General features: G+C 73.1%; 21 protein-coding genes. 9 read left to right on the top strand and 12 right to left on the bottom strand.

Annotated features, from left to right (window positions below; all coding sequences use genetic code 11):
• Positions 1-59 precede the first annotated feature (59 nt).
• The 6 genes from ACZ4YL_RS11895 to ACZ4YL_RS11920 are packed head-to-tail and all read right to left on the bottom strand — an operon-like array spanning position 60 to position 5,863.
• Positions 60-1,070, bottom strand: a complete 1,011-nt coding sequence (locus ACZ4YL_RS11895) for a pyridoxal-phosphate dependent enzyme (protein WP_468115811.1) — start codon at positions 1,068-1,070, stop codon at positions 60-62.
• Positions 991-2,034 carry a GHMP family kinase ATP-binding protein gene (locus ACZ4YL_RS11900; RefSeq protein WP_468115813.1) on the bottom strand — a complete coding sequence of 348 codons (1,044 nt, stop codon included), beginning with the start codon at positions 2,032-2,034 and terminating at the stop codon, positions 991-993. The genes ACZ4YL_RS11895 and ACZ4YL_RS11900 overlap by 80 nt, the downstream gene beginning before the upstream one ends.
• A complete protein-coding gene (locus ACZ4YL_RS11905) occupies positions 2,031-2,894 on the bottom strand; it encodes a Rossmann-like domain-containing protein (RefSeq protein WP_468115815.1) in 864 nt (287 codons plus the stop codon). Before ACZ4YL_RS11905 ends, ACZ4YL_RS11900 begins: the two co-directional genes overlap by 4 nt.
• Positions 2,891-3,727: an ABC transporter ATP-binding protein gene (locus tag ACZ4YL_RS11910; protein WP_468115817.1), complete on the bottom strand. Its 837-nt coding sequence runs from the start codon at positions 3,725-3,727 to the stop codon at positions 2,891-2,893. Before ACZ4YL_RS11910 ends, ACZ4YL_RS11905 begins: the two co-directional genes overlap by 4 nt.
• A complete protein-coding gene (locus ACZ4YL_RS11915) occupies positions 3,724-4,839 on the bottom strand; it encodes a FecCD family ABC transporter permease (RefSeq protein ID WP_468115819.1) in 1,116 nt (371 codons plus the stop codon). Before ACZ4YL_RS11915 ends, ACZ4YL_RS11910 begins: the two co-directional genes overlap by 4 nt.
• Positions 4,829-5,863 (bottom strand): ABC transporter substrate-binding protein, encoded by a 1,035-nt coding sequence (locus ACZ4YL_RS11920; RefSeq protein WP_468115821.1) that lies wholly within the window; start codon positions 5,861-5,863, stop codon positions 4,829-4,831. Before ACZ4YL_RS11920 ends, ACZ4YL_RS11915 begins: the two co-directional genes overlap by 11 nt.
• Before the next feature lie 161 nt (positions 5,864-6,024).
• On the opposite strand from ACZ4YL_RS11920, the gene ACZ4YL_RS11925 reads away from it, so the two are divergent.
• Positions 6,025-7,287 carry an MFS transporter gene (locus tag ACZ4YL_RS11925; protein WP_468115823.1) on the top strand — a complete coding sequence of 421 codons (1,263 nt, stop codon included), beginning with the start codon at positions 6,025-6,027 and terminating at the stop codon, positions 7,285-7,287.
• 194 nt (positions 7,288-7,481) lie between these two features.
• On the opposite strand, the gene ACZ4YL_RS11930 is transcribed toward ACZ4YL_RS11925, so the two are convergent.
• The gene (locus tag ACZ4YL_RS11930; RefSeq protein WP_468115825.1) at positions 7,482-8,267 is read right to left on the bottom strand and encodes a VOC family protein; all 786 of its coding nucleotides are present in this window, start codon (positions 8,265-8,267) and stop codon (positions 7,482-7,484) included.
• A gap of 176 nt (positions 8,268-8,443) precedes the next feature.
• Here ACZ4YL_RS11930 and ACZ4YL_RS11935 point away from each other — a divergent pair, with 176 nt between their 5' ends.
• A complete protein-coding gene (locus ACZ4YL_RS11935; protein WP_468115827.1) occupies positions 8,444-9,289 on the top strand; it encodes a sulfurtransferase in 846 nt (281 codons plus the stop codon).
• Positions 9,290-9,350: 61 nt separating this feature from the next.
• Here ACZ4YL_RS11935 and sepH read toward each other — a convergent pair whose 3' ends face one another.
• Entirely contained in the window at positions 9,351-10,373 is a 1,023-nt protein-coding gene (gene sepH, locus ACZ4YL_RS11940; RefSeq protein WP_468115829.1) for a septation protein SepH, read from the bottom strand.
• A gap of 522 nt (positions 10,374-10,895) precedes the next feature.
• Here sepH and ACZ4YL_RS11945 point away from each other — a divergent pair.
• A complete protein-coding gene (locus ACZ4YL_RS11945; RefSeq protein ID WP_468115831.1) occupies positions 10,896-11,696 on the top strand; it encodes a hypothetical protein in 801 nt (266 codons plus the stop codon).
• 12 nt (positions 11,697-11,708) lie between these two features.
• Here the strand turns inward: ACZ4YL_RS11945 and ACZ4YL_RS11950 are convergent, their stop codons facing one another.
• Together ACZ4YL_RS11950 and ACZ4YL_RS11955 are read right to left on the bottom strand one after the other, a co-directional pair.
• On the bottom strand, positions 11,709-13,040 hold the full coding sequence (locus tag ACZ4YL_RS11950) for a D-arabinono-1,4-lactone oxidase (RefSeq protein ID WP_468115833.1): 1,332 nt from the start codon (positions 13,038-13,040) through the stop codon (positions 11,709-11,711).
• Complete coding sequence (locus tag ACZ4YL_RS11955; protein ID WP_468115835.1) at positions 12,988-14,244, bottom strand: MFS transporter; 1,257 nt, start codon at positions 14,242-14,244, stop codon at positions 12,988-12,990. The genes ACZ4YL_RS11950 and ACZ4YL_RS11955 overlap by 53 nt, the downstream gene beginning before the upstream one ends.
• Positions 14,245-14,418: 174 nt before the next feature.
• On the opposite strand from ACZ4YL_RS11955, the gene ACZ4YL_RS11960 reads away from it, so the two are divergent.
• Together ACZ4YL_RS11960 and ACZ4YL_RS11965 are read left to right on the top strand one after the other, a co-directional pair.
• Positions 14,419-15,573 carry a ferrochelatase gene (locus ACZ4YL_RS11960; RefSeq protein ID WP_468115837.1) on the top strand — a complete coding sequence of 385 codons (1,155 nt, stop codon included), beginning with the start codon at positions 14,419-14,421 and terminating at the stop codon, positions 15,571-15,573.
• Between the two features lie 11 nt (positions 15,574-15,584).
• Complete coding sequence (locus ACZ4YL_RS11965; RefSeq protein ID WP_468115839.1) at positions 15,585-16,388, top strand: inositol monophosphatase family protein; 804 nt, start codon at positions 15,585-15,587, stop codon at positions 16,386-16,388.
• A 143-nt stretch (positions 16,389-16,531) separates the two neighbouring features.
• Here ACZ4YL_RS11965 and ACZ4YL_RS11970 read toward each other — a convergent pair whose 3' ends face one another.
• Entirely contained in the window at positions 16,532-16,711 is a 180-nt protein-coding gene (locus tag ACZ4YL_RS11970) for a hypothetical protein (RefSeq protein WP_030008766.1), read from the bottom strand.
• Between the two features lie 245 nt (positions 16,712-16,956).
• Here ACZ4YL_RS11970 and ACZ4YL_RS11975 point away from each other — a divergent pair, with 245 nt between their 5' ends.
• The 4 genes from ACZ4YL_RS11975 to ACZ4YL_RS11990 all read left to right on the top strand — a co-directional run bounded on the left by ACZ4YL_RS11975 (position 16,957) and on the right by ACZ4YL_RS11990 (position 20,486).
• A complete protein-coding gene (locus ACZ4YL_RS11975) occupies positions 16,957-17,610 on the top strand; it encodes a response regulator transcription factor (protein ID WP_030008767.1) in 654 nt (217 codons plus the stop codon).
• Between the two features lie 5 nt (positions 17,611-17,615).
• Positions 17,616-18,863 carry a sensor histidine kinase gene (locus ACZ4YL_RS11980; RefSeq protein ID WP_468116254.1) on the top strand — a complete coding sequence of 416 codons (1,248 nt, stop codon included), beginning with the start codon at positions 17,616-17,618 and terminating at the stop codon, positions 18,861-18,863.
• Positions 18,864-19,244: 381 nt separating this feature from the next.
• Complete coding sequence (locus ACZ4YL_RS11985; protein WP_030008769.1) at positions 19,245-19,541, top strand: DUF4193 domain-containing protein; 297 nt, start codon at positions 19,245-19,247, stop codon at positions 19,539-19,541.
• Positions 19,542-19,553: 12 nt separating this feature from the next.
• Positions 19,554-20,486 (top strand): hypothetical protein, encoded by a 933-nt coding sequence (locus tag ACZ4YL_RS11990; RefSeq protein WP_468115842.1) that lies wholly within the window; start codon positions 19,554-19,556, stop codon positions 20,484-20,486.
• Positions 20,487-20,539: 53 nt separating this feature from the next.
• Here ACZ4YL_RS11990 and ACZ4YL_RS11995 read toward each other — a convergent pair whose 3' ends face one another.
• Positions 20,540-21,004 carry a DUF3093 domain-containing protein gene (locus ACZ4YL_RS11995; protein WP_468115844.1) on the bottom strand — a complete coding sequence of 155 codons (465 nt, stop codon included), beginning with the start codon at positions 21,002-21,004 and terminating at the stop codon, positions 20,540-20,542.
• Positions 21,005-21,051: the final 47 nt, after the last annotated feature.

Consider the following 21,051-nt stretch of genomic DNA (forward strand, 5'->3'; position numbering starts at 1 on the left):
TCGCCGCCCCGGCCCACGCCGGCCGGCGGAGCGGGGTGCTCCGCCGGCCTTCCGGGGTGTCATCGGAGCGGCCGGCCGCCCGGGGCCCGGTTCCAGCGCATCCTGGACCAGGGGAGCGCGAGTTCGGCCCGGGTCGTGACCTGGCGCGGGGTCAGGGTGTCGACGGCGGCGGCCTCGCCGTGGCGGGCGTACACGCTGTCCACGTACCGGTGGCCGGTGTCCGCGGCGATGAACAGGACCGTACGTTCCGGGGCCCGGGACCGTTCCCAGCGGGCGGCGAGGTAGCCGGCCCCGGTGGACAGGCCCGCGAAGACCGCGTGCCGCCGCAACAGATCGACGCTGCCCGCCAGCGCCGCGTCGAAGGAGATCCAGTGGAGCGTGTCGTAGGACGCGTGGCTGACGTTCCCGAAGGGGATGGAGCTGCCGATCCCGGCGATGATGATCTCGGGGTCGGCGACGTGCTCGGCGCCGAAGGTGACACTGCCGAAGGGCTGCACGCCGACGAGTTCGACGTCGGGGGAGTCCTCCCGGAGATAGCGGGCGAGGGCCCCGGTGGAGGCGCCCGAGCCGACCCCGCCGACCAGGGTCAGGGCGCCGCCCCCGCCCGTCGACCGCCGGATCCGCTCGGCCACCGCCCGGTAGCCCAGATAGTGGATGTCGTCGTGGTACTGCCGCATCCAGTGGTACTCGGGGTGCTCCGCGAGGATCTCGTGGATGCGCTCGACCCGCCGCTTCTGGTCCAGCTTCAGGTCGTCGCAGGGTTCCATCCGCTCCAGCGTCGCCCCGAGCACGGCCAGTTGGGCGCACAGCGTGCGATCGACGGTCGTCGAGCCGACGATGTGACAGCGCATGCCGTGGCGGTGGCAGGCCAGGGCGAGGGCGTACGCGTAGATCCCGCTGGAGCTGTCCAGCAGCGTGTCCCCGCGCCGTACCACCCCCGTGTCGAGCAGGTGGCGGACCGCGGCGAGGGCGGAGACCACCTTCATGGTCTCAAAGCGCAGGCAGACGAGCCGGTCGTCGAGGCGTATCAGGTCGGGCCGGCCGATGGCCTCCGCGATGTGCTGGTCCACTCGGGAACTCCTTGGTCATCGGGACGGGTGGGACGGGCAGGGCGGGTGAGAAGGTCGAAAAGACGCGGGTCGCGGCGATGCCGTTGCTCTCCAGGGCCCGTACGCAGCCACGGACCCGGTGGCGCAGGCCCGGGGCCGCCGGGTCGAGGAGCAGACCGGCCACCGCACCGCTGTGCGCGATCTGGACCCCCAGGGCCCCGAGCCGCCGGCCGATGCCGGCGAGCGTGTCGAACTCCGGGTGGCGCAGGAGCTGCTGGCCCCGCCGCGCGCTGGCGCTCGCGACCTGGCCCAGCAGGGCCGCGTCGCCCGTGGCCACGGCCCGCCGCAGCAGGGTGCGCAGCCGCTCGAAGGCGCTTACGTCGCTCTCGTCGAACGTACGGACCGGCAGGGCGAGGGTGTCCACGGGCGCGCCCCCGCCCAGGGCGCAGCCCACGACCACGAGGGGCGGCAGGCAGGGGCCGAGGGCCTCCAGCACCCGCCCCTCGCGCTGGGCGAAGAGCACCGGGCGGGCGTCGAGCATCAGCGGGTCGCAGGCCAGTTCGGCGCGCACCGCCAGCCGGGCGACGGTGCCGGGCGCCAGCCGCACCCCGTAGGAGTCCGCGACCGCGCGCACGACGGCGATGACATCACTGGTGGAGCTGCCCATGCCGAGGCCCACCGGGATGTCGCCGGTGATCCGCAACTCCCCACCGCAGGGCGGCTCCCGGCGCAGCGGCGCGCATTCCTCGACGGTGAGGGCCGCCGCGCGGGCGGCCTTCGTACGGTCGCCCGGCAGGACGGTGAGCTGCTCCGGCGGGGTACCGGGACGCCGGGTGAACTCGGCCCGGCTGCCCATCCCGGTCATCGGCAGGGTGACCAGGCCGGCGCACCGGCGCCCGGTGGCGTCGAGGAAGACGCCCTGGAGGATCTCGCCGTGGTGACAGGAGGCGTGCCCGGCGCCGTGGCGCGCGGTGGGCGCGCTCACGGCCGCCCCGCCGTCCGGTAGCGGTACAGGGTCGTCGGGTCGGCGCTGAACTGGGAGAAGGGGAAGGGCTCCGCGGACAGGGCGGTCACCCCGGAGCCGAGGAAGGCCCGGGCCACCGCGCTGCCGCTCTGCGCGTAGACGACCAGCGGGATGCCCCGGGCACGGCAGCGGTCGAGGACGGTGTCGAAGGAGCCGTTGCCGAGGGTCATGCCGGTGGCGACGACGGCGTCGGCACGCTCCAGCACCTCGTGCATGTCGGTGGTGACGGGATCGCCCCACTGGGTGGACCTGAGGTTGAAGTCGCACGGCAGCGGTACGCCGCCCCGCTCGCGGATCGCCGTGACCAGCGGGTTCACCACGCCGATGAGGCCGACCCGGGCGCCCGCGCCGATGTCCAGCAGCCCCGCGATGGCCGCGTCGCGGGCCCGGGCGCGTACTTCGGGGGTGCCCGCGGGGAGGACGAGCGGCTCCGCTCCGGCGTCGCGGTGCGGACGCTGCCCGGCCAGGTACGCGTCGAGGGCGGCGATCCGCAGCGGGCGCGGAGCCTCGCGCAGCAGGACGTCGAGCGGGGCGCCCGAGGCGTCACGGCAGATCGCCGGGTCGATCTCGCCGGCCTCGAAGGCGCAGCCGCCGAAGGAGCCGCCGAGGCGCACCAGGACGTACTGGTTGAGGTAGGTGGTGTCGCCGCCGGCCAGCCGGGTGCCGTGGTGGATCCAGAACACGCTGGTCGCCACGAGTTCGTGGGGCAGCGGGCCGTGTTCACCGGCCAGTACGGCCGCGACGAGGGCGTCGACGTTCGGTGCGGGCGGCTGCGCGGGTGTGGGCGTGGGCGTGGGTGCGGTGGTCGGGTGGCTCGTCATGACGTTCCTTGTCGCGGTACGGGAAGAGGTACGGGTACGGGTGCGGGTGCGGGTGCGGGCGTGGTGGCGCGCAGGGGGCCGCGGTAGAACACCGAGGACCGCCCCAGGGCGTCGGTGGTCAGTTCGGCGTCGACCTCGAAGATCTGGGCGAGGTGCTCGGCGGTGAGGACGGCGGCGGGGCTGCCGGAGGCGATCAGGCGGCCCTGGTGCATGAGCAGCAGCCGGTCGCAGTGGCGGGCGGCCAGGGTGAGGTCGTGCAGTGCGACCAGCACCGTCTGCCCGGTGCCGGCGAGAAGTTCCATCAGCTCCCACTGGTGCTTGACGTCCAGGTGGTTGGTGGGTTCGTCGAGGAGCAGACCGTACGGTTGCTGGGCGAGCGCGCGGGCGATGTGGGCGCGCTGCCGCTCGCCGCCCGACAGGCCCTTCCAGGAGCGCCCGGCGAGCGCGGTGAGGCCGACGCGGTCCAGCGCGGCGGCGACCACCGCCCGGTCGGTGGCGTCCGGCCCGCGCAGGCGGTCGCGGAAGGGGGTCCGCCCCAGTCCCACGACGTCGGCGACGCGCAGGTCGGTGTCGAATCCGGAGCCCTGCTCCACGAAGGCGGTCCGGCGGGCGATCCGGCGGGCGCTCCACTTCCTGATCGACCGGCCGTCGTAGCGCACCGTCCCCGCGTCGGGCACGCGCAGCCCGGCCAGGCAGCGCAGCAGCGAGGACTTGCCGGAGCCGTTGGGGCCGAGCAGTCCGACCGTCTCGCCCGGCGCGATGTCCAGGCCGACCCCGCGGACGACGGGCGTGCCCGAGGCCGACCAGCTCAGGTCTTCGGCGGTGATCCTCACAGCTCCCCCCGCCTGCGCAGGACGAGGAGGAACAGCGGTACGCCGAGCAGCGCGGTGATCACGCCGACCGGGATCTCGCGCGGGGCGAAGGCGACCCGCGCCAGGGCGTCGGTCCACACCAGGAACACCGCGCCCGCGAGGGCAGCGTGGGGGAGCAGGACCCGGTGCAGCGGACCGGCCAGCAGGCGCACCCCGTGCGGGACGATCAGCCCGACGAACCCGATGGCGCCGACGGTGGCCACCGCCACCGAGGTCAGCACGGCCGTCACCACGAGCAGCAGCATCCGGGTGCGCCGTACGCCGATCCCCAGCGAGGCGGCGGTGTCCGCGCCGAACGCGAGGCCGTCGAGGGCGTTCGCGCACAGCCAGGCGGCCGCCAGCCCCAGCGGGGTGACGACCGCGCAGACCACGACGGCGTCCCAGCGGGCCGGGGCCATCGAGCCCAGCAGCCAGTGGGTGAGGGCGCGCGTGGTGTCGGCGTCGGCCGAGGCCATCAGGACGAGCGAGGTCAGGGCGGTGAAGAGCTGTCCGACGACCACTCCGGTGAGGACGATGCGGACCGAGTCCAGGCCCGTCCGGTGCAGCAGCGCCAGCAGCAGGCCGAAGGAGAGCAGGGCGCCGACGAGGGCACCGCCGGTGATCCCGAGGGTTCCGGCGGCCGGCCCGGACAGGGGCAGGACGGCTACGGCGACGGCCCCGGCCGAGGCCCCCGAGGACACACCGAGCAGGTACGGGTCGGCCAAGGCGTTGCGGGTGACGGCCTGCAGCACGGTGCCGCAGACCGCCAGCGAGGCGCCGACCAGGGCCGCCATCAGGACCCGCGGCAGCCGCAGGTCCCAGACGAGCGAGTCCAGCAGCGGCGGCAGCGGTTCGGTGGCCAGGCCCAGCCGGGCCCCGAGCACCCGGCCGAGGTCGGTCCATCCCACGTCGGCGCTGCCGATACGGGTGCCCGCCGCCACCGAGGCGACCAGGAGGAGCACCCCGGCGAGGAACAGCCCCGCCCGGGCCGTTGCGCCGGACCGACCGGCCCGCGGCGGCGCGGACGGCGCGCTCACCCGGACCTCACGGGCGGCCGGCAGCAGCAGGTCCACCACCCCCGGGTCAGCGGACATGTCCGAGGTCCTTCATCCCTGCCGCCAGCAGCCCCAGGGCGTGCACGGAGCGGACGGAGGGGTCCAGTTCGATGCCCGGCACCTCGATGATCCTGTTCTCGCGGACCGCCGCCAGCTTGGAGACCACCGGGTCCCCGGCCATCGCGTCGCGCTTCTCGGCGGCGCTGTCGCCGGGCCGGCCGCGCTCGCTCAGATCGCCGATCACGATGAAGTCCGGGTCGCGCCGGGCGACTTCCTCCCAGGAGACCTCCGGCCAGTCCTCGGCCACGTCGTCGAAGGCGTTCTTCGCACCGACGATCCGGCTCATCTCACTGGGCAGGCCGGTCCGGCCGGCGACGTAGGGCATGCCGTTGAAGACCGAGTAGAGGTAGACGACGGTGGGCTGCTTCCCGCCCCGGGTGGTGGCCCCGGCGGCGTTCTCGCCGGCCCTGGCCACGGCGGCGCGCTGCTCCTGGGCGAGCCGGCCGGCCCGTTCCTCGCCGCCGAAGACCTTGCCGAGCTGCTCGTAGTCGGAGAAGAGCAGTTCGAAGGGTGTCTTTCCGGCCTCGTTCTGCTGCGGGCAGTCCACCGCGCTGACGAAGGTGGGGACCCCCAGGGCGGCCAGTTCCTCGCGGGTGCCGGCGCGGTCCTTCGTGTAGAGGTCGGCGGAGCCGGCCACCACGAAGTCGGGCGTGGCCGCGCGCAGTTGCTCGCTGGTGGCGATCTTGGGGGCGATGACCGGGACCTTGGCGTAGGCGTCCTGGTACTGCGCGGGGATCTTCGTCTTGAGGTTGGCGGTCCCGGCCATCCGGTCCTGGAGCCCCAGTTCCAGGAGGGTTTCGGTCGAGGTCTGGTCCAGGGCGACGGCGCGCTGCGGGGGCCGGTCGAAGGAGAACTGCCGCCCGCAACTGCCGAGTGCCGCCGTCCGGGCGGCGGGTTCGCCCTTCGGCGCATGGTCGCCGGTGGTGGTCGAGCAGCCCGTGGTGGCGAGGGCCAGGGCGAGTGCGAGTGCGAGGGGGATGCCGATCCGGGTGCGGTGGCGCATGGATTCTCCGGTCTGGGAAGAGCGTGGGCGTGGTCGTGCACCGGGCAGGAGTGCCGCGTTCGAAGGGTACTGTAATGGTTATCGTTTTCATTAACACCCCCGGGTCGAGGTTCGCCGAACCTCGACCCGCACCCCTGCCGACGAACGAGGAGCACCACACCGTGTCGACCACACCCACGCCCGCGACGCCCAGGACCGGCCCGCCGCCCGTGCGTTCCGTCCTGCGCGACACCGCCTTCCTGCGCCTGTGGGCGGGCACCACCGCCTCCGGACTCGCGACCTGGGCGCTGCCCTTCGTCCTGGGTCTCGCCGTCCTGCACCGGGAACTCGGCGCGGCCGCCCTGGGCCTGGTCCTCGCGGCCCGCACCGCCGGCTTCCTCGCCGCCGTCGCCGTCGGCGGGGTACTGGCCGACCGCCATGCGCGCCGGACCGTCGTGCTCTGGTCCGCCCTGGCGGCCGCGTCCGCCGCCCCGCTCCTCGCCCTCGGCCTCGGCCGGTCGCTGCTGGTGATGACCCTGGCCGCCGCCGTCGCGGGCGCGGGCCAGGGAGCCTGCCGCCCCGCCTTCCAGGCGCTCACCGCCGAGGTCGTCGCCGCCGACCGCAGGCAGCAGGCCAATGCCGCCATGACCATGGCTGTACGGACCTCCACGCTCGCGGGCCCCACCCTGACCGCGCTGCTGGCGGCGTTCGCCGACGTGGGGACGCTGCTGCTGGGGATCGGCCTGCTCTGGCTGGTCGCCGCCCTGCTGCCGGGCCGCGGCGCCCCGGCCGCCGGACCGGCGGCCCCCGCCCCGCGCGCATCACTGCGTGCCGAGTTCGCCGACGGCATACGCGAGGCCCGCCGCCACCCCTGGTTCCTCGCCGGACTCGGTGCCCTGACCGCCGTGATCGCGCTGGGCTACTCCGCCACCAGCGTCGCCCTGCCCCTCATCGGGCGCGACCGCTACGGCACCGGGTGGGTCATGGCCGCGGCGATGACCGCGTACACCGTGGGCGCGCTCGGCGGCGCCCTGGTCACCGCACGCCGGCGGCCCCGTTCCCAGGGCTGGAGCGCCTTCGCCGGCCTGGCCTGCTACGGCTTCGCGCCGCTGAGCCTGATGCTGCCGGTCCACCCGGCCGCGGTGATCGCGGCCTACGTCGTGGCCGGAATCGGGATCGAGCTGTTCAACGTGCCCTGGTTCACGGCCACCCAGCGCGAGGTCGCCCCGGACAAGCTCGCCCGCGTCTCCTCGCTGGACTTCCTCCTGTCCTACGGCCTCGCCCCGGTGGGCCTCGCCCTCATCGCCCCGGCCATCGACACCTTCGGCGTCACCCCGGTCCTCGCCGTGTGCGCCGCGGCCTGCTTCCTGGTACCCGCCGCGGCCGCCCTCGTGCCCACCGCCCGGCACTTCGGGCGGACTCCGGAGCCGGAAGGGACGGCCTAGTGCTGTGACCGGAAAGGTCCACCGGGTCGCGACGCCCGGCACGGCACCTCGCCGCGTTGTCGGACCACGGAAGTACGTCCAGTACGGCCCGCGGCCCTCCGCCTTGCGATGCTTCCCCTAGGCCCTGCGGGCCTGGGGAGACCCCATGCACCGGACGCCGCGACCCGGCAAACCTTTCCGGTCGCAGCACTAGCTCAGCGCCGCGGGCACACGAGGGCGAAGACCGCGCCCTCCGGGTCCGCGACCGTGGCCTGGCGCCCGCGCGGGCCCTCACGGGGCGGGTCGACGACGCGCCCGCCGAGCTCGACGACCCGCGCGGCCGCCAGGTCGGTGTCCTCCACCTCGAAGTACGCCATCCAGTGCGGGCCCCGGTCGTGCGGCAGCGAGCGGCCGACGCCGTGCACGGCGGCCACCGGGCGCCCCTCCAGGTGCAGGGTCAGGTAGTCGAAGTCGTCCGAGGCCGTGGCGTGCGTCTGCGCCTCGTGGCCGAAGACGTGCTCGTAGAACTTCCCGACGGTCGAGGTGTCCTGGGTGACCAGCTCGTTCCACACGGGGGTGCCCGGCCCGCGGTAGGGCCGGGTGCCCATACGGCTCTGCGCCTGCCACAGCCCGAAGATGGCGCCCAGCGGGTCGGAGCAGATCGCCACGCGCCCCGCGATCCCGGCGTCCAGCGGACCCACCGCGACCGTGCCGCCGCAGGCACGGACCGACTCGGCGGTCGCGTCCGCGTCGTCCGTGGCGAGGTACGTCGTCCAGGCCACCGGAAGATGCCGGTCCGGCGGCATCTCGCCGATCCCGGCCACCTCGTGGCCGTCCAGCACCGCGCGGACGTACGGGCCGAGCTGCTCGGGTCCCGGCTCGTACTCCCAGCCGAACAGGTCGGCGTAGAAGTCCTCGGTGGTCCCGAGCCCGTGCACCATGAGGCTCACCCAGCACGGGGTACCGGGCGTGCGCCGGGTTGCTTCCGCTGCCTCGGTCATGTCAGCCGTCTCCTCCGTCGTGGCGCTTACCGGTGCTGATGCTTCCACTCCCGGCGACTCGGCGCGCCCCGACCGCGCCGCATCGAGAGGGCCTGGCACGGAGTTGACCGGATCGGTTCGGCCCGCCGATGACGGGCTTGTTACGCCGGTGCCGGGCGGGGAGGAAGATGGCCGGCATGACTGCGAAATCTGCGATCCTCGCCGCCGCCGAACTGAGGAACGAGCTGGCGGGCCCCCGCCCGCCGGTGCTGCTGGACGTCCGCTGGCAGCTCGGCGGCCCCGACCAGCGGCCCGCCTACGAGGCAGGACACCTGCCCGGAGCGGTGTACGTCGACCTCGACCGCGAACTGGCAGGTCCGCCCGGGCCGGGCGGCCGCCACCCGCTGCCGGACCCGGAGGTCTTCGGGGAGGCGATGCGGCGCGCGGGCGTTCCGGCGGACGGGCCCGTCGTTGTGTACGACGGTGGACTGGGCTGGGCGGCGGCCCGGGCGTGGTGGTTGCTGCGCTGGACGGGTCACCCGAACGTGCGGGTCCTGGACGGCGGCTTGGCCGCCTGGACGGCCGCCGGGGGTACGGTGACGGCCGACCGGGTGACTCCTGCGGAGGGCGATTTCAAGCCAGCTCCGGGTGCGGTCGGGCTGCTGGACGCGGACGCGGCGGCCCTGCGCGCGCGTGCGGGGGTGCTCCTGGACGCCCGTGCGGGGGAGCGCTACCGGGGCGAGGTCGAACCGATCGACCCGGTCGGCGGCCACATCCCGGGCGCGCTGTCGGCCCCGACCACGGAGAACGTGGGCCCGGACGGGCGGTTCCGGCCGGCGGACGCCCTGCGTGCCCGGTTCGAGGCGCTCGGCGCCTCCGAGGGGACGGCGGTGGGCGTGTACTGCGGCTCGGGGGTCTCCGGAGCGCATGAGGTGCTGGCCCTGGAGGTGGCCGGCATCGAGTCCGACCTCTACGCGGGCAGTTGGTCCGAATGGTCCGGCGACCCGGCCCGCCCGGTGGCCACGGGCCCGGACCCCCAGTAGGCGGACAGGGCCGTAGCCGCCGCCGGGTCCGGCCCGGCGGCGGCTACGCGCGCTCCTGTTCCTACTCCTGCTTCTTGCGGCGGGTGCCGAAGACGATCTCGTCCCAGCTCGGTACCGCCGCACGGCGCCCGGGGCGGACCCCGTCGGCCTCGGCCTGGCGGTCCGTGGTGCCCGTCAGGCGGTCCCGGTGGCCCGCCACCGTGCGCGGCATCAGGACATCGGCGTACGCGGCGCCCGCGCCCGCCGAGGCGGCGGGGGCCGGCGGCTCCTCCGCCTCCGGTTCGGTGTCGTCCGGGGTCTCGGTGCGGTCCGGGACCACCATGTCGCCGCGGAAGCTCGGGACGGCCTCCAGCAGGCTGGTGAGGGTGTCCCGTTCCTCCTCCGGTTCCGGTGCGGGCCTGCTGTCGGCCCGCTCCAGCTGCCGGTCCAGGGCGCGGTCCAGCGGCCGGTCGCGCGGCAGACGCGCGATCCGCGGTACGAAGGGGAAGCTCGGCTCCGGCGTCGCCGGCAGGTCCTCCGACTCGCCGATCAGGGAACGGGCCTCGTCGTCCACGGCCACGACCAGCCGGCGCGGCGGGTCGTAGGTCCAGCTCGCCGAGTGCGGCTCGCCCGCGACCCGGTAGACGAGCAGGACCTCCCAGGTGCCGTCGTCGCGGCGCCAGGAGTCCCACTGGACGGATTCCTTCTCGGCCCCGCGCAGGGTCAGCCGCTCCTGCACGGCCTCGCCGAGCTGCGGACCGGTGTTCTCGCCGGGACGGCGTACGGGGGTCTTGCGGGCGCGCTCGGCCATGAACGCACGCTCGGCGAGCACCGGGCCCTCGAAGCGGCGTACGCGGTCGACGGGGATGCCGGCGAGTTGAGCGACCTCCTCCGCGGAGGCACCGGCCCGTATGCGGGCCTGGATGTCGCGGGGGCGGAGGTGGCTCTCCACCTCGATCTCGATCTGGTTCAGGCGCGCGCGATCGTTGCGGACGGCGGCCCGGAGCCGCTCGTCGATCGGAAGCGTGTACTCCGTGCTGTCCGCAGCCTTGAGCACCAGTCGTGTGCCGTCATTTGAGACGGCCACGACACGCAGTTCGGGCATGGGGACCTCCCGGGTGGTGCCTGCCGACGTCACGTGCGTCGCTGCTTCCGCTAGTCGAGTGTGGCCTGCCCGGGTGCAGCCTGCCACAACCTTGCCGAGTTAAACCGGCGTGTCGGGCATGCGCCCTTGATCGCCGTTATGGCACGGTTACCTGTTGGGCACGCACAGTGACCGAACGGTTACTGTGCGCAGCAGGAGCCCGTGCAATACCGCGGCATCACCGGTCATTGAGTGCCGTGTTCCATCCGTCGGCCCCCTCTCCCGAGTCCGGACATCCGAAAGGAAGGACGGCCCCAGGGCTCGCCACAGTACTCCATTCGGGCCACCTGGGTGGACCGCCGCGCCGCCGAACTTTCCCCGGACGGCGGGAGTTGGCGTGCCTTCGATCGGGTCCGACCTGCACCCGTGGTCCGTTTTCGGGTGTCTTGCTTCACATAATCACCAGAAACGGAACTATCTGCTTCGCTCAGCGGTCGGTAACTACTGGAAGAGGAGAAGCGCGAGAGGCGGGACACACCGGGCATGGCGATGGGTCAGAAGTCGACGCGGGACGTCGAGGGCGAACCGGAGAAGAAGACGCTCGACCTGAGCGCGGCCCAGGTCGCCGGCTCCTCCCTCGCCACCGTCGCGGCCGCCCTGCTCGCCTCGAAGATGGGCGTCTACGGGACCATCCTCGGAGCCGGGGTGGTCAGCGTGGTCGCCACCGCGGGCGGGCCCGTCATCCAGCACCTCTTCCGGCGCACCGGCGACCAGCTGCGCGAGAGCGCCCGGCCCAGGGCCCGTCAGGTGCCCCCGCCCCGCGCGCAGTCGTCGGGCGCGGACACCACGGCCACGGGGGCCGCCACGGAGGAGTTCGGCGAGGCCACCGTGCACGGCACCCGGGTACGGGGCTGGAAGCGCACCGCGGTCGCCTCCGGCGCGGCCTTCGCCATCGCCGTCGGCGGCCTCGGCACCTACGAGGCGATGGCCGGCACCTCCGTCAGCAGCGGCGGCGGCACGCTCTTCTCCGGAGGCACCCGCACGGCGGGCCGGGACCGTCCCGCCCCGCCCCGCGACGAGCCGGGCGGCGAGGAGAAGGGCGGGCAGGGCCCCGGGTCCGGGACCTCCCCGAGCCCCTCACCGTCGCCCGGCGGCCGGAGCCCGAGCCCCGCACCCAGCCCCTCCGGCTCCGGGACCCCCGGGGCCTCCGCGGACCCGGCGCCCGGTACCTCCCCGCCGAAGGAGGACCCGAGCTCGTCCCCGGCCCCCGCTCCGCCGTCCCCGTCCGCCCCGCCGGCCGGCCCGGACGCGTCGGCGCCGGCCGCGCGGCCCAGCGCGCCCTGACCCCCGGACAGCTCAGTCGCCCAGGACGCGCCGCAGGTAGTCGTTGCCGAAGACCCGGTCCGGGTCGAGGCGGTCGCGCAGCGCGGTGAACTCGCCGAACCGCGGGTAGACCTCCGCGAAGTACGCCGCGTCCCGCGTGTGCACCTTGCCCCAGTGCGGACGCCCGCCGTGCGCCGTGAAGATGCGCTCGGCCGCGGTGAAGTAGGCCTGGTACGGGGTGCTCTTGTACATGTGCACCGCGATGTACGCCGTTTCGCGCCCGGAGGCCGTCGACAGCGTGATGTCGTCCGCAGGAGCCGTCCGCACCTCCACGGGGAAGCTGATCCGCAGCCCGGAACGGTCGACCATCGCCCTCAGCTCCCGCAGCGCCTCGACCACCTGCTCGCGCGGGAGGGCGTACTCCATCTCCACGAAGCGCACCCGGCGCGGACTGGTGAACACCTTGTACGGGATGTCCGTGTACGTGCGCGCCGACAGGGCGCGGCTGGCCACGCGGGCGATGGAGGGGATGGTGGCCGGGACCGCGCGGCCCAGCGAGTTGACGGCCTGGAAGAGGCCGTTGGAGAGCAACTCGTCCTCGATCCAGGCGCTCACCGGTCCGGGCGGGGCGGCGGGGCCCTGGCTGCGGTTGTTCCGCTTGGTGTTGCAGTTGCCGGTGTGCGGGAACCAGTAGAACTCGAAGTGCTCGTTCTCCGCGAAGTGCTCCTCGAACTCCGCCGTCACCCGGTCGAAGCCCATCGGCTCCTCCCGCGCGGTCAGGAAGAAGAGCGGCTCCACGGCGAAGGTGATCGCGGTGACGATGCCGAGCGCGCCGATGCCGAGCCGGGCCGCCGCGAAGACCTCGGGATTCTCCTTCTCGGAGCAGGTCAGCAGCCGGCCGTCGGCGGTGACCAGTTCCAGGCCGCGGATCTGGGCGGCGATGGAGGCCGAGTCGCGGCCGGTGCCGTGGGTGCCGGTGCTGGTGGCGCCCGAGACGGTCTGCTCCATGATGTCGCCCATGTTGGTGAGCGACAGGCCCTCCCGGGCCAGGGCCACGTTGAGGTCCTTCAGGACCGTGCCCGCCGCCACCGTGACGGTCCCGGCGGCCCGGTCGATCGACCGGATCCCGGCCAGGGCCTGCGGGCGGACCAGCACCCCGTCGGTCGCCGCGGCCGCGGTGAAGGAGTGGCCGGTGCCGACCGCCTTCACCCGCAGCCCGTCCTCGGCGGCCCGGCGGACCGTCTCCTGGAGCTCCCCGACCGAAGCCGGTGTCACCGTGCGGGCCGGTGTGGCGGTGATGTTGCCCGCCCAGTTATGCCACGCGGTCCGTTCCCCGCCGCTCTTCCCTGCTGTCGCCGTCCCCATCGGTTGCTGGCTCCTCCCCTTGCGCCGGCCTCGTCAGCCGGCGGTATCCCGCGAACGCAACCGCCGCCGCGGCCACTCCCGCCGATACGGAGACGACGTACCCGGTCTGCGCACCCGCTGCGTCGACGACCCAGCCGGTCACGGAGGACCCGAACGCGATTCCGACCGCGAGGCCGGTGCTGATCCAGGTCATGCCCTCGGTCAGCTTCGCGTGTGGCACATGCGCCTCGATCAGGGCCATCGTGGTGATCATCGTGGGAGCGATGGCGAGGCCCGAGACGAAGAGCGCCACGGCCAGAAACGGAAGGTTCCCGGCCAGTAGGAGGGGGATCATACTCACGGCCATCGCACTGATGCCCAGGATCCAGCGAGGTTCGGCCTTGCCCCTGAAGTGCAGCAGGCCGAAGACGATGCCGGCCAGGCAGGATCCGAACGCCCAGACCGCCAGGAACACCCCGCCGAGGGACTTGTTGCCGTGCTCCGCGGCGAACGCCAGGGTGGCCACGTCCACGGAGCCGAAGATCGCGCCGGTCGCGACGAAGGTCGCCACCAGCACCTGGAGGCCGGGGGAACGCAGCGCCGAGGACCGGTCCGTGTGCTCCTCGTGCGGGTGCGGCTTCGGCTCGGTGGCGGTCAGCGCCGTCAGCCACCACACGCCCGTCAGCAGGAAGACGAGGGCGACCACCGGGCCGGCCTCGGGGAACCAGCCGGCCGAGAGCGTCGCGGCCAGCGGCGGGCCCACGATGAAGCAGAGCTCGTCGACGATGGACTCGAACGAGTAGGCCGTGTGCAGCTGGGGGGTGTCGCGGAGGAGGGCCGTCCAGCGGGCCCGGACCATCGATCCGACGCTGGGCACGCACCCGGCGACGACGGCGAAGACGAAGAGCGTCCAGCTCGGCCAGCCGTTCGCCGCCGCGACCAGGAGGCCGGTCACCGCGGCCGCCGCGGTGAGGGTGGCCGGGCGCAGCACCCGCCGCTGTCCGTGCTGGTCGACCAGCCGGGACACCTGGGGGCCCACGGCCGCCGCGGACAGGGCGATGGTGGCGGTGATGCCGCCCGCGAGGGCGTAGCTGCCGCCCAGCTCGGTGATCATCGTGAGGACACCGATGCCCACCATGGACAGCGGCATCCGGCCCAGGAGGCCGGCGGCCGTGAACCCCTTCGTGCCGGGGGTCGCGAATATCGCGCGGTAGGGACTGGGCAAGGTGGTGCCCTCCGTAAGGGACGTGGTTGGCTCGGACAGGTTACGTCTGCCGACAAGGTGCCCGCATGGGGAAAATACCGACAGGAAGTTAGGGTGACCTTACCTGCTGTCCGAGGTGTGGGACGGGCCGGGTCCGTTGCCCGGGCGCGGACGCCGGGTGGCAGGATTCGAGGCATGTCAGACCAGCTCCGCGCCCCCGACGGCGGCTCCGCCGCCCCTTACGACGCCCTCCTGCTGCTGTCCTTCGGCGGCCCGGAGGGACCCGACGACGTCGTGCCCTTCCTGGAGAACGTCACGCGCGGGCGCGGTATCCCGCGCGAGCGGCTCAAGGAGGTCGGGCAGCACTACTTCGGGTTCGGCGGGGTCAGCCCGATCAACGGGCAGAACCGCGAGCTGCTGGACGCGCTGCGCAAGGACTTCGCGGGGCACGGGCTGGACCTGCCGGTCTACTGGGGCAACCGGAACTGGGCCCCGTACCTGACCGACGTGATGCGGGAGATGGCCGCCGACGGGCGCCGCCGCATCGCGGTGCTCGCGACCAGCGCGTACGCCTCGTACTCGGGCTGCCGCCAGTACCGGGAGAACCTCGCCGACGCGCTGGCCGCGCTCGCCGAGGAGGGCGTGGAGCTGCCGCGGGTCGACAAGCTGCGCCACTACTTCAACCACCCCGGCTTCGTGGAGCCCATGATCGACGGGGTGGTTGCCTCGCTGGCCGCGCTGCCCGAGGAGGTGCGCTCCGGCGCCCACCTCGCCTTCACCACCCACTCCATCCCGACCGCCGCCGCGGACACCTCCGGTCCGGTCGAGGACCACACCGAGGACGGCGAGGGCGGGGCGTACGTCAAGCAGCACCTCGACGTCGCCCGGGTGATCGCGGACGAGGTCGCCGCCCGGACCGGGGTCGCGCACACCTGGGAGCTCGTCTACCAGTCGCGCAGCGGCGCCCCGCACATCCCGTGGCTGGAGCCGGACATCTGCGACCACCTGGAGGCCCTGCACGCGGCCGGTGCGCCCGCCGTCGTCATGGTGCCCATCGGCTTCGTCTCCGACCACATGGAAGTCCTCTACGACCTGGACACCGAGGCCACCGCGAAGGCGGCCGAGCTGGGCCTGCCCGTGCGGCGGTCCGCGACCGTCGGCGCCGATCCGCGCTTCGCCGGGGCCGTACGGGAGCTGGTGCTGGAGCGGGCCGCCAAGGAGCGCGGGGAGCCGGTCGCGGAGTGCTGGGTCGGCACGCTGGGCCAGAGTCATGACCTGTGCGCGGTGGGCTGCTGCCCGGCGCGGGGCCCCCGGCCGGCGGCCGCGGGCGTGGACAGTCCGTACGCGTAGGAAGTGGGACCGTGATCTCTGACGAGCTGAAGGCCGAACTGCTGGACGTGGGCCTGGAGGCCGCCCGGCAGGCCGGGGCTCTGCTGCGCGACGGCCGCCCAGCCGATCTGGCGGTGGCGGCGACCAAGACCAGCCCGATCGACGTGGTGACCGAGATGGACATCGCGGCGGAGAAGCTGATCACCGGCATCCTCGCCGAGCGGCGGCCCGAGGACGGGCTGCTGGGCGAGGAGGGCGCGGACACCCCGGGGACGAGCGGGGTGCGCTGGGTCGTCGACCCGCTGGACGGCACCGTGAACTACCTCTACGGGCTCCCGAGCTGGGGGGTGTCCATCGCGGCCGAGTACGGCGGCGAGAGCGTGGTGGGCGTCGTGGCGGCCCCGATGCGCGGGGAGACCTACCACGCGGTGCTCGGCGGCGGGGCGTGGCTGGGTACGACGCGCCTCGCCTGCCGGCCGGCGGCGCCGCTGGACCAGGCACTGGTCGGGACCGGCTTCGCGTACGTGCAGACCCGGCGGGCCCACCAGGCCGAGGTCGCGGCGCGGATCATCCCGCTGGTGCGGGACATCCGGCGGGGCGGGTCGGCGGCGCTGGACCTGTGCGACGTGGCCGCCGGCCGGCTGGACGGGTACTACGAGCGGGGACTGAACCCGTGGGACCTGGCCGCCGGTGACCTGATCGCCCGGGAGGCCGGAGCCGTGACCGGGGGCCGTCCGGGTGAGCGCGCCTCGGGCGAGCTGACCCTGGCCGCCACGCCGGCCGTGTTCGCCTCGCTGCAGCCGCTGCTGGAGGAGTCCGGAGCCTGGCACGACTGAACGCACGTGGACCCCGGACGCCCGCTCGGGCGTCCGGGGTCCACGTCGTGCAGAGGCCGTGCAGGAGCAGGGGTCGTGCAGGGGTCGTGCAGGAATATTCGTGCAGGGGTCGTGCGGGAACGGCAGGCCGGCCGATCGGGGGATCAGCAGGCGGGCACGGCGGCCGAGACCGGGACACCGTGTTCGGCGGCCAGGCGCTGGAGATCCTCCAGCTCCGCCAGTTCCACTTCCGCGAGGAAGTCGTCGCCCGTCTCGCGGGCGTGCCTGAGGTCCGACTGCGTTGTCCTGATGCGCTGCAGGAGACCCGCGGTGAATGCGTCCATGGTGGGTTCGCCCCCTCTTCGTGGGTCGGCGGCGGCACGTGGCTGTCCGCCGTCAGGGAGTGGATGGGGTGTGATCTCGTCCTCCCCTGCACCCTGGGCCCAGAAACCTCGCAAGGCCAGGGAATCCTCACTTCCGCCCCGTCAGCCCCTCCACGAGCCGCCTTACAGCCGGTTTATGGCCGAAACGGGCAGGATGGGCGACGCAATACACGTGTGCCCTTCTGGGCTCGGAGGAAGGAAACGACGTGCGCGTACTCGTCGTCGAGGACGAGCAGCTGCTCGCCGATGCGGTGGCCACCGGACTACGCCGGGAGGCCATGGCCGTGGACGTCGTGTACGACGGCGCCGCCGCCCTGGAGCGGGTCGGTGTGAACGACTACGACGTGGTCGTCCTGGACCGGGACCTCCCGCTCGTGCACGGTGACGACGTGTGCCGGAAGATCGTCGAGCTCGGCATGCCCACCCGCGTGCTGATGCTGACCGCGTCCGGCGACGTCAGCGACCGGGTGGAGGGGCTGGAGCTCGGCGCGGACGACTACCTGCCCAAGCCCTTCGCCTTCACCGAGCTGACCGCCCGCGTACGGGCGCTCGGCCGGCGCACCACGGTCGCGCTGCCGCCCGTACTGGAGCGGGCCGGCATCAAGCTGGACCCGAACCGGCGGGAGGTGTTCCGCGAGGGCAAGGAGGTCCAGCTGGCGCCCAAGGAGTTCGCGGTGCTGGAGGTGCTCATGCGCAGCGAGGGGACCGTCGTCTCCGCCGAGCAGCTGCTGGAGAAGGCCTGGGACGAGAACACCGACCCCTTCACCAACGTCGTACGGGTGACCGTGATGACCCTGCGCCGCAAGCTGGGTGAGCCGCCCGTCATCGTGACCGTGCCCGGTTCCGGATACCGGATCTGATGCGCGTGGCCACCACCCCCGCGCCACCGGCGGCGCCACCGAAACCGACATGGGACCCCGGCCAGCCCGAGGGTCCCTTCCCGTGGCTGCGGCCGACCATCCGGATACGTCTCACGCTGCTGTACGGCGGGATGTTCCTGATCGCCGGGATCCTGCTGCTGTCGATCATCTACCTGCTGGCGGCGCAGGCCCTGCGGCAGGGCAACGCGATCCCGTTCACGATCGTCCGCGGCCAGAACATCGAGGTCACCAGCACCACCTGCTCCGGTGTGAGCGGCACCAACCAGCCGTTCGAGCAGTTCACCGCGGCGATCAACCAGTGCGTCCTGGAACAGCGCCGGCACGCCCTGGACGACCTGCTGAGCCGGTCGCTGATGGCCCTGCTCGGGCTGAGCATCATCGCCTTCGCCTTCGGCTACGCGATGGCCGGGCGGGTGCTCTCGCCGCTCGGCAAGATCACCCGGACCGCCCGCCGGGTCGTGGGCTCCGACCTGACCCGGCGGATCGAGCTGGACGGGCCGGACGACGAGCTCAAGGAGCTCGCCGACACCTTCGACGACATGCTCGACCGGCTGGAGCGGGCCTTCACGGCCCAGCAGCGGTTCGTCGCGAACGCCTCGCACGAGCTGCGGACCCCGCTCGCGATCAACCGGACCCTGCTGGAAGTGCACCTCTCCGATCCGGGGGCGCCTCTTGAGCTCCAGCAGCTCGGGAAGACCCTGCTCGCCACCAACGAGCGCAGCGAGCAGCTGGTCGAGGGCCTGCTGCTGCTGGCCCGCAGCGAGAACCAGATCGTCGAGCGCAAACCCGTGGACCTGGCGGAGGTCGCCTCGCGCGCCGTCGACCAGGTGCGCGGCGAGGCCGAGGCGAAGGGCGTGGAGATCCGCGGCGAACGCGCCCCGGCCGTCGTCCAGGGCAACGGCGTGCTGCTGGAGCGGATCGCCCTCAACCTGGTGCAGAACGCCGTCCGGTACAACGTGCCGGAGGACGGCTGGGTGGAGGTCGTCACCGAGGCCCAGCACGATCAGGCGGTCCTCCTGGTATCGAACACGGGTCCCGTTGTTCCCGCGTACGAGGTGGACAACCTCTTCGAGCCCTTCAGGCGGCTGCGTACGGAGCGCACGGGCAGCGACAAGGGGGTCGGGCTGGGTCTGTCGATCGCGCGCTCCGTGGCGCGCGCACACGGCGGCAGGATCCAGGCGATGCCCCGGGAAGGCGGTGGCCTCGTGATGCGTGTCACTCTTCCCTTGTGAGACCCCGGCCCCGTGTTCGCTTTTGGCTGAATGCTTGCCCTGTGAAAACAACCGGTCCTGTGTGATCGATCACAGTGGCTGGTGTCGGCCCATGTGCGTTCAGTGACCCCGTCGCGGCCGGAACGCCCGGGAAGTCCGGGTTTCCGGCCCCTCGGATGGCGGGAAATACACGGGGTGGCGTTTGTGCATGACGGCCCTCGGACCGTGTACGGTCCCGCTCGTCATCCCAGCCAATCGTCCTTCGGGCGGGCGGCTGGGTGTCGATTGAGTAACAGACCTTGATGTGAGGCAAAATCTCCGCCTCAGGTCGGGCACAAGTCCGGCCTCTCGTGCGTTACGTGCGCTGAGACACCGCTAACACCCAGAGGGGGAGAGCGAACAATGGCAACGGACTACGACACCCCGCGCAAGACCGACGATGACGTCGACAACGACAGCATCGAAGAGCTGAAGGCCCGGCGCAACGAGAAGTCGACCTCGTCCGCAGACATGGACGAATTCGACTCTGTCGAGAGCATGGAGCTTCCCGGCGCGGACCTCTCCAACGAGGAGCTGGCCGTCCGGGTCCTGCCCAAGCAGGCCGATGAGTTCACCTGCATGAGCTGCTTCCTGGTGCACCACCGCAGCCAGCTGGCACGTGAGAAGAACGGTCAGCCGATCTGTCGCGACTGCGACTGACAGGCGTCGGCCGTGGCTGGCTCCACACCCTTTCGGAAGCGCCGCTTCCGGAAATCTGGTGATCCGGCGGAGACGCAGGTGGCATCCATGGATCCGGAAACGGCTCCTGGGGCTTCCGGCGGCTCCGCCAGTGCGGCGATCGCCATACCTTCCGACACCGCCCCGGCGGTGCCGTCGGAAACCGATCCCGACGAGGGGTCCCGGCACCGTTCCGGGGCTCGTCGGATGCAAGCCGTCAAGAACGGTGTGCGCAAGGGCGGCGAAAGTGTCAGGGACGCCGCCCAGTACGTCACCGACAGGATCATCGAGAACGCACCGCGCGTTCCGGTTCGGGACCTCGCGAGGCTGCGCGCGCAGTTCCCGGGCCTCGGCCCCGAGCAGCTCGCCGAAAAGCTGATCTCGGGCGCCTGCGCCGCCACCTCGACCGTGGGCGCGGGAATCGGCGCCGCGGCCATGCTGCCCGTGCCGCCCGCGATGCCGGCGGAACTGGCGGCCGAGATCACCGCGGTCGCGGCCATCGAGCTCAAGCTCATCGCCGAACTCCACGAGGTCTACGGCCGGCGCCCGCACGGCGGCCGGGGGGAGCGCAGCCTCGCCTACCTGACCGCCTGGACGGAGGAGCGCGGGGTCGACCTGACCAAGCCGACCACGCTGAACGCGGCGCTCGGCGGGCAGATGAAGCGCGAACTGCGCCAGCAGATCATGAAGCGGATGTTCCGCAGTCTGCCGAACCTCATGCCGTTCATGGTGGGTGCCGCCGTCGGCGCTGTCATGAACCGGCGGGACACCCGCAAACTCGCCGAGAAGGTCCGTGGTGACCTGCGGAGGCGGGCCGTGGGCTGGGAGGCCCTGAGCGCGCTGCCGCCCCTGGAACGGCCCGTACAGCCCCTTCCCGAGGCCACCAGGATCGCACTGGAGGCCGCGGATCCCTCCACGGCCGGCTGAGGTCCTCCGCCGGGGCGGTCCGCCCCGGCCGGGCCACCGGTCCCACGGGCCGGTCAGGCCGCCTGGGTACGGGCGGCGAGCAGGGCCGCCACCAGGGCCTGCGGCCGGCGGGTGGAGACGTAGACGTACGGGGTCGGGTCGGCCGGATCGGTGACCTCGACACGGACCGCGGTCGGCACGTAGCTGCGCATCAGCATGAAGGCGCGGGTGTCCGCCTTGTACGTGCGCCAGGCGCGCGACTCCTCGGCGTCCAGGATCTCGGGCTCGCCCAGGGCCGTCACCGGGATCCGCGCGTCACCGGCCGCCAGCGCACCGCCCACCACGCGCACGCGCACGGAACCGTACGAACTCACCACCAGTCCGGACAGCGCGGTGCCCCCGACCAGACCGGCCAGCAGCGCCGTCGTGCCCAGCGGCAGCAGCATCAGCGCGAACGCGAGGCCGACCAGGACGGCGATGCCCCACCAGGAGCGGGGGGCGGTCAGACGTTCGTCGTGGTGCGCGGTGGAGAGCTGCATGCGGACAAGCCTGCCACGAGGCGACCGGTGGGTAGCCGCGCGGGTAA

The organism is Streptomyces sp. NPDC030021, from assembly GCF_055574035.1.

What these genes read in the sequence shown, in the direction of transcription:
- sepH (WP_468115829.1), bottom strand. Translation starts at nt 10,373, where the DNA reads ATGCCCGAACTGCGTGTCGTGGCCGTCTCAAATGACGGCACACGACTG.
- ACZ4YL_RS11945 (WP_468115831.1), top strand. Translation starts at nt 10,896, where the DNA reads ATGGCGATGGGTCAGAAGTCGACGCGGGACGTCGAGGGCGAACCGGAG.
- ACZ4YL_RS11995 (WP_468115844.1), bottom strand. Translation starts at nt 21,004, where the DNA reads ATGCAGCTCTCCACCGCGCACCACGACGAACGTCTGACCGCCCCCCGC.
- ACZ4YL_RS11930 (WP_468115825.1), bottom strand. Translation starts at nt 8,267, where the DNA reads ATGACCGAGGCAGCGGAAGCAACCCGGCGCACGCCCGGTACCCCGTGC.
- ACZ4YL_RS11920 (WP_468115821.1), bottom strand. Translation starts at nt 5,863, where the DNA reads ATGCGCCACCGCACCCGGATCGGCATCCCCCTCGCACTCGCACTCGCC.
- ACZ4YL_RS11935 (WP_468115827.1), top strand. Translation starts at nt 8,444, where the DNA reads ATGACTGCGAAATCTGCGATCCTCGCCGCCGCCGAACTGAGGAACGAG.
- ACZ4YL_RS11960 (WP_468115837.1), top strand. Translation starts at nt 14,419, where the DNA reads ATGTCAGACCAGCTCCGCGCCCCCGACGGCGGCTCCGCCGCCCCTTAC.
- ACZ4YL_RS11985 (WP_030008769.1), top strand. Translation starts at nt 19,245, where the DNA reads ATGGCAACGGACTACGACACCCCGCGCAAGACCGACGATGACGTCGAC.
- ACZ4YL_RS11970 (WP_030008766.1), bottom strand. Translation starts at nt 16,711, where the DNA reads ATGGACGCATTCACCGCGGGTCTCCTGCAGCGCATCAGGACAACGCAG.
- ACZ4YL_RS11915 (WP_468115819.1), bottom strand. Translation starts at nt 4,839, where the DNA reads ATGTCCGCTGACCCGGGGGTGGTGGACCTGCTGCTGCCGGCCGCCCGT.
- ACZ4YL_RS11950 (WP_468115833.1), bottom strand. Translation starts at nt 13,040, where the DNA reads ATGGGGACGGCGACAGCAGGGAAGAGCGGCGGGGAACGGACCGCGTGG.
- ACZ4YL_RS11905 (WP_468115815.1), bottom strand. Translation starts at nt 2,894, where the DNA reads ATGACGAGCCACCCGACCACCGCACCCACGCCCACGCCCACACCCGCG.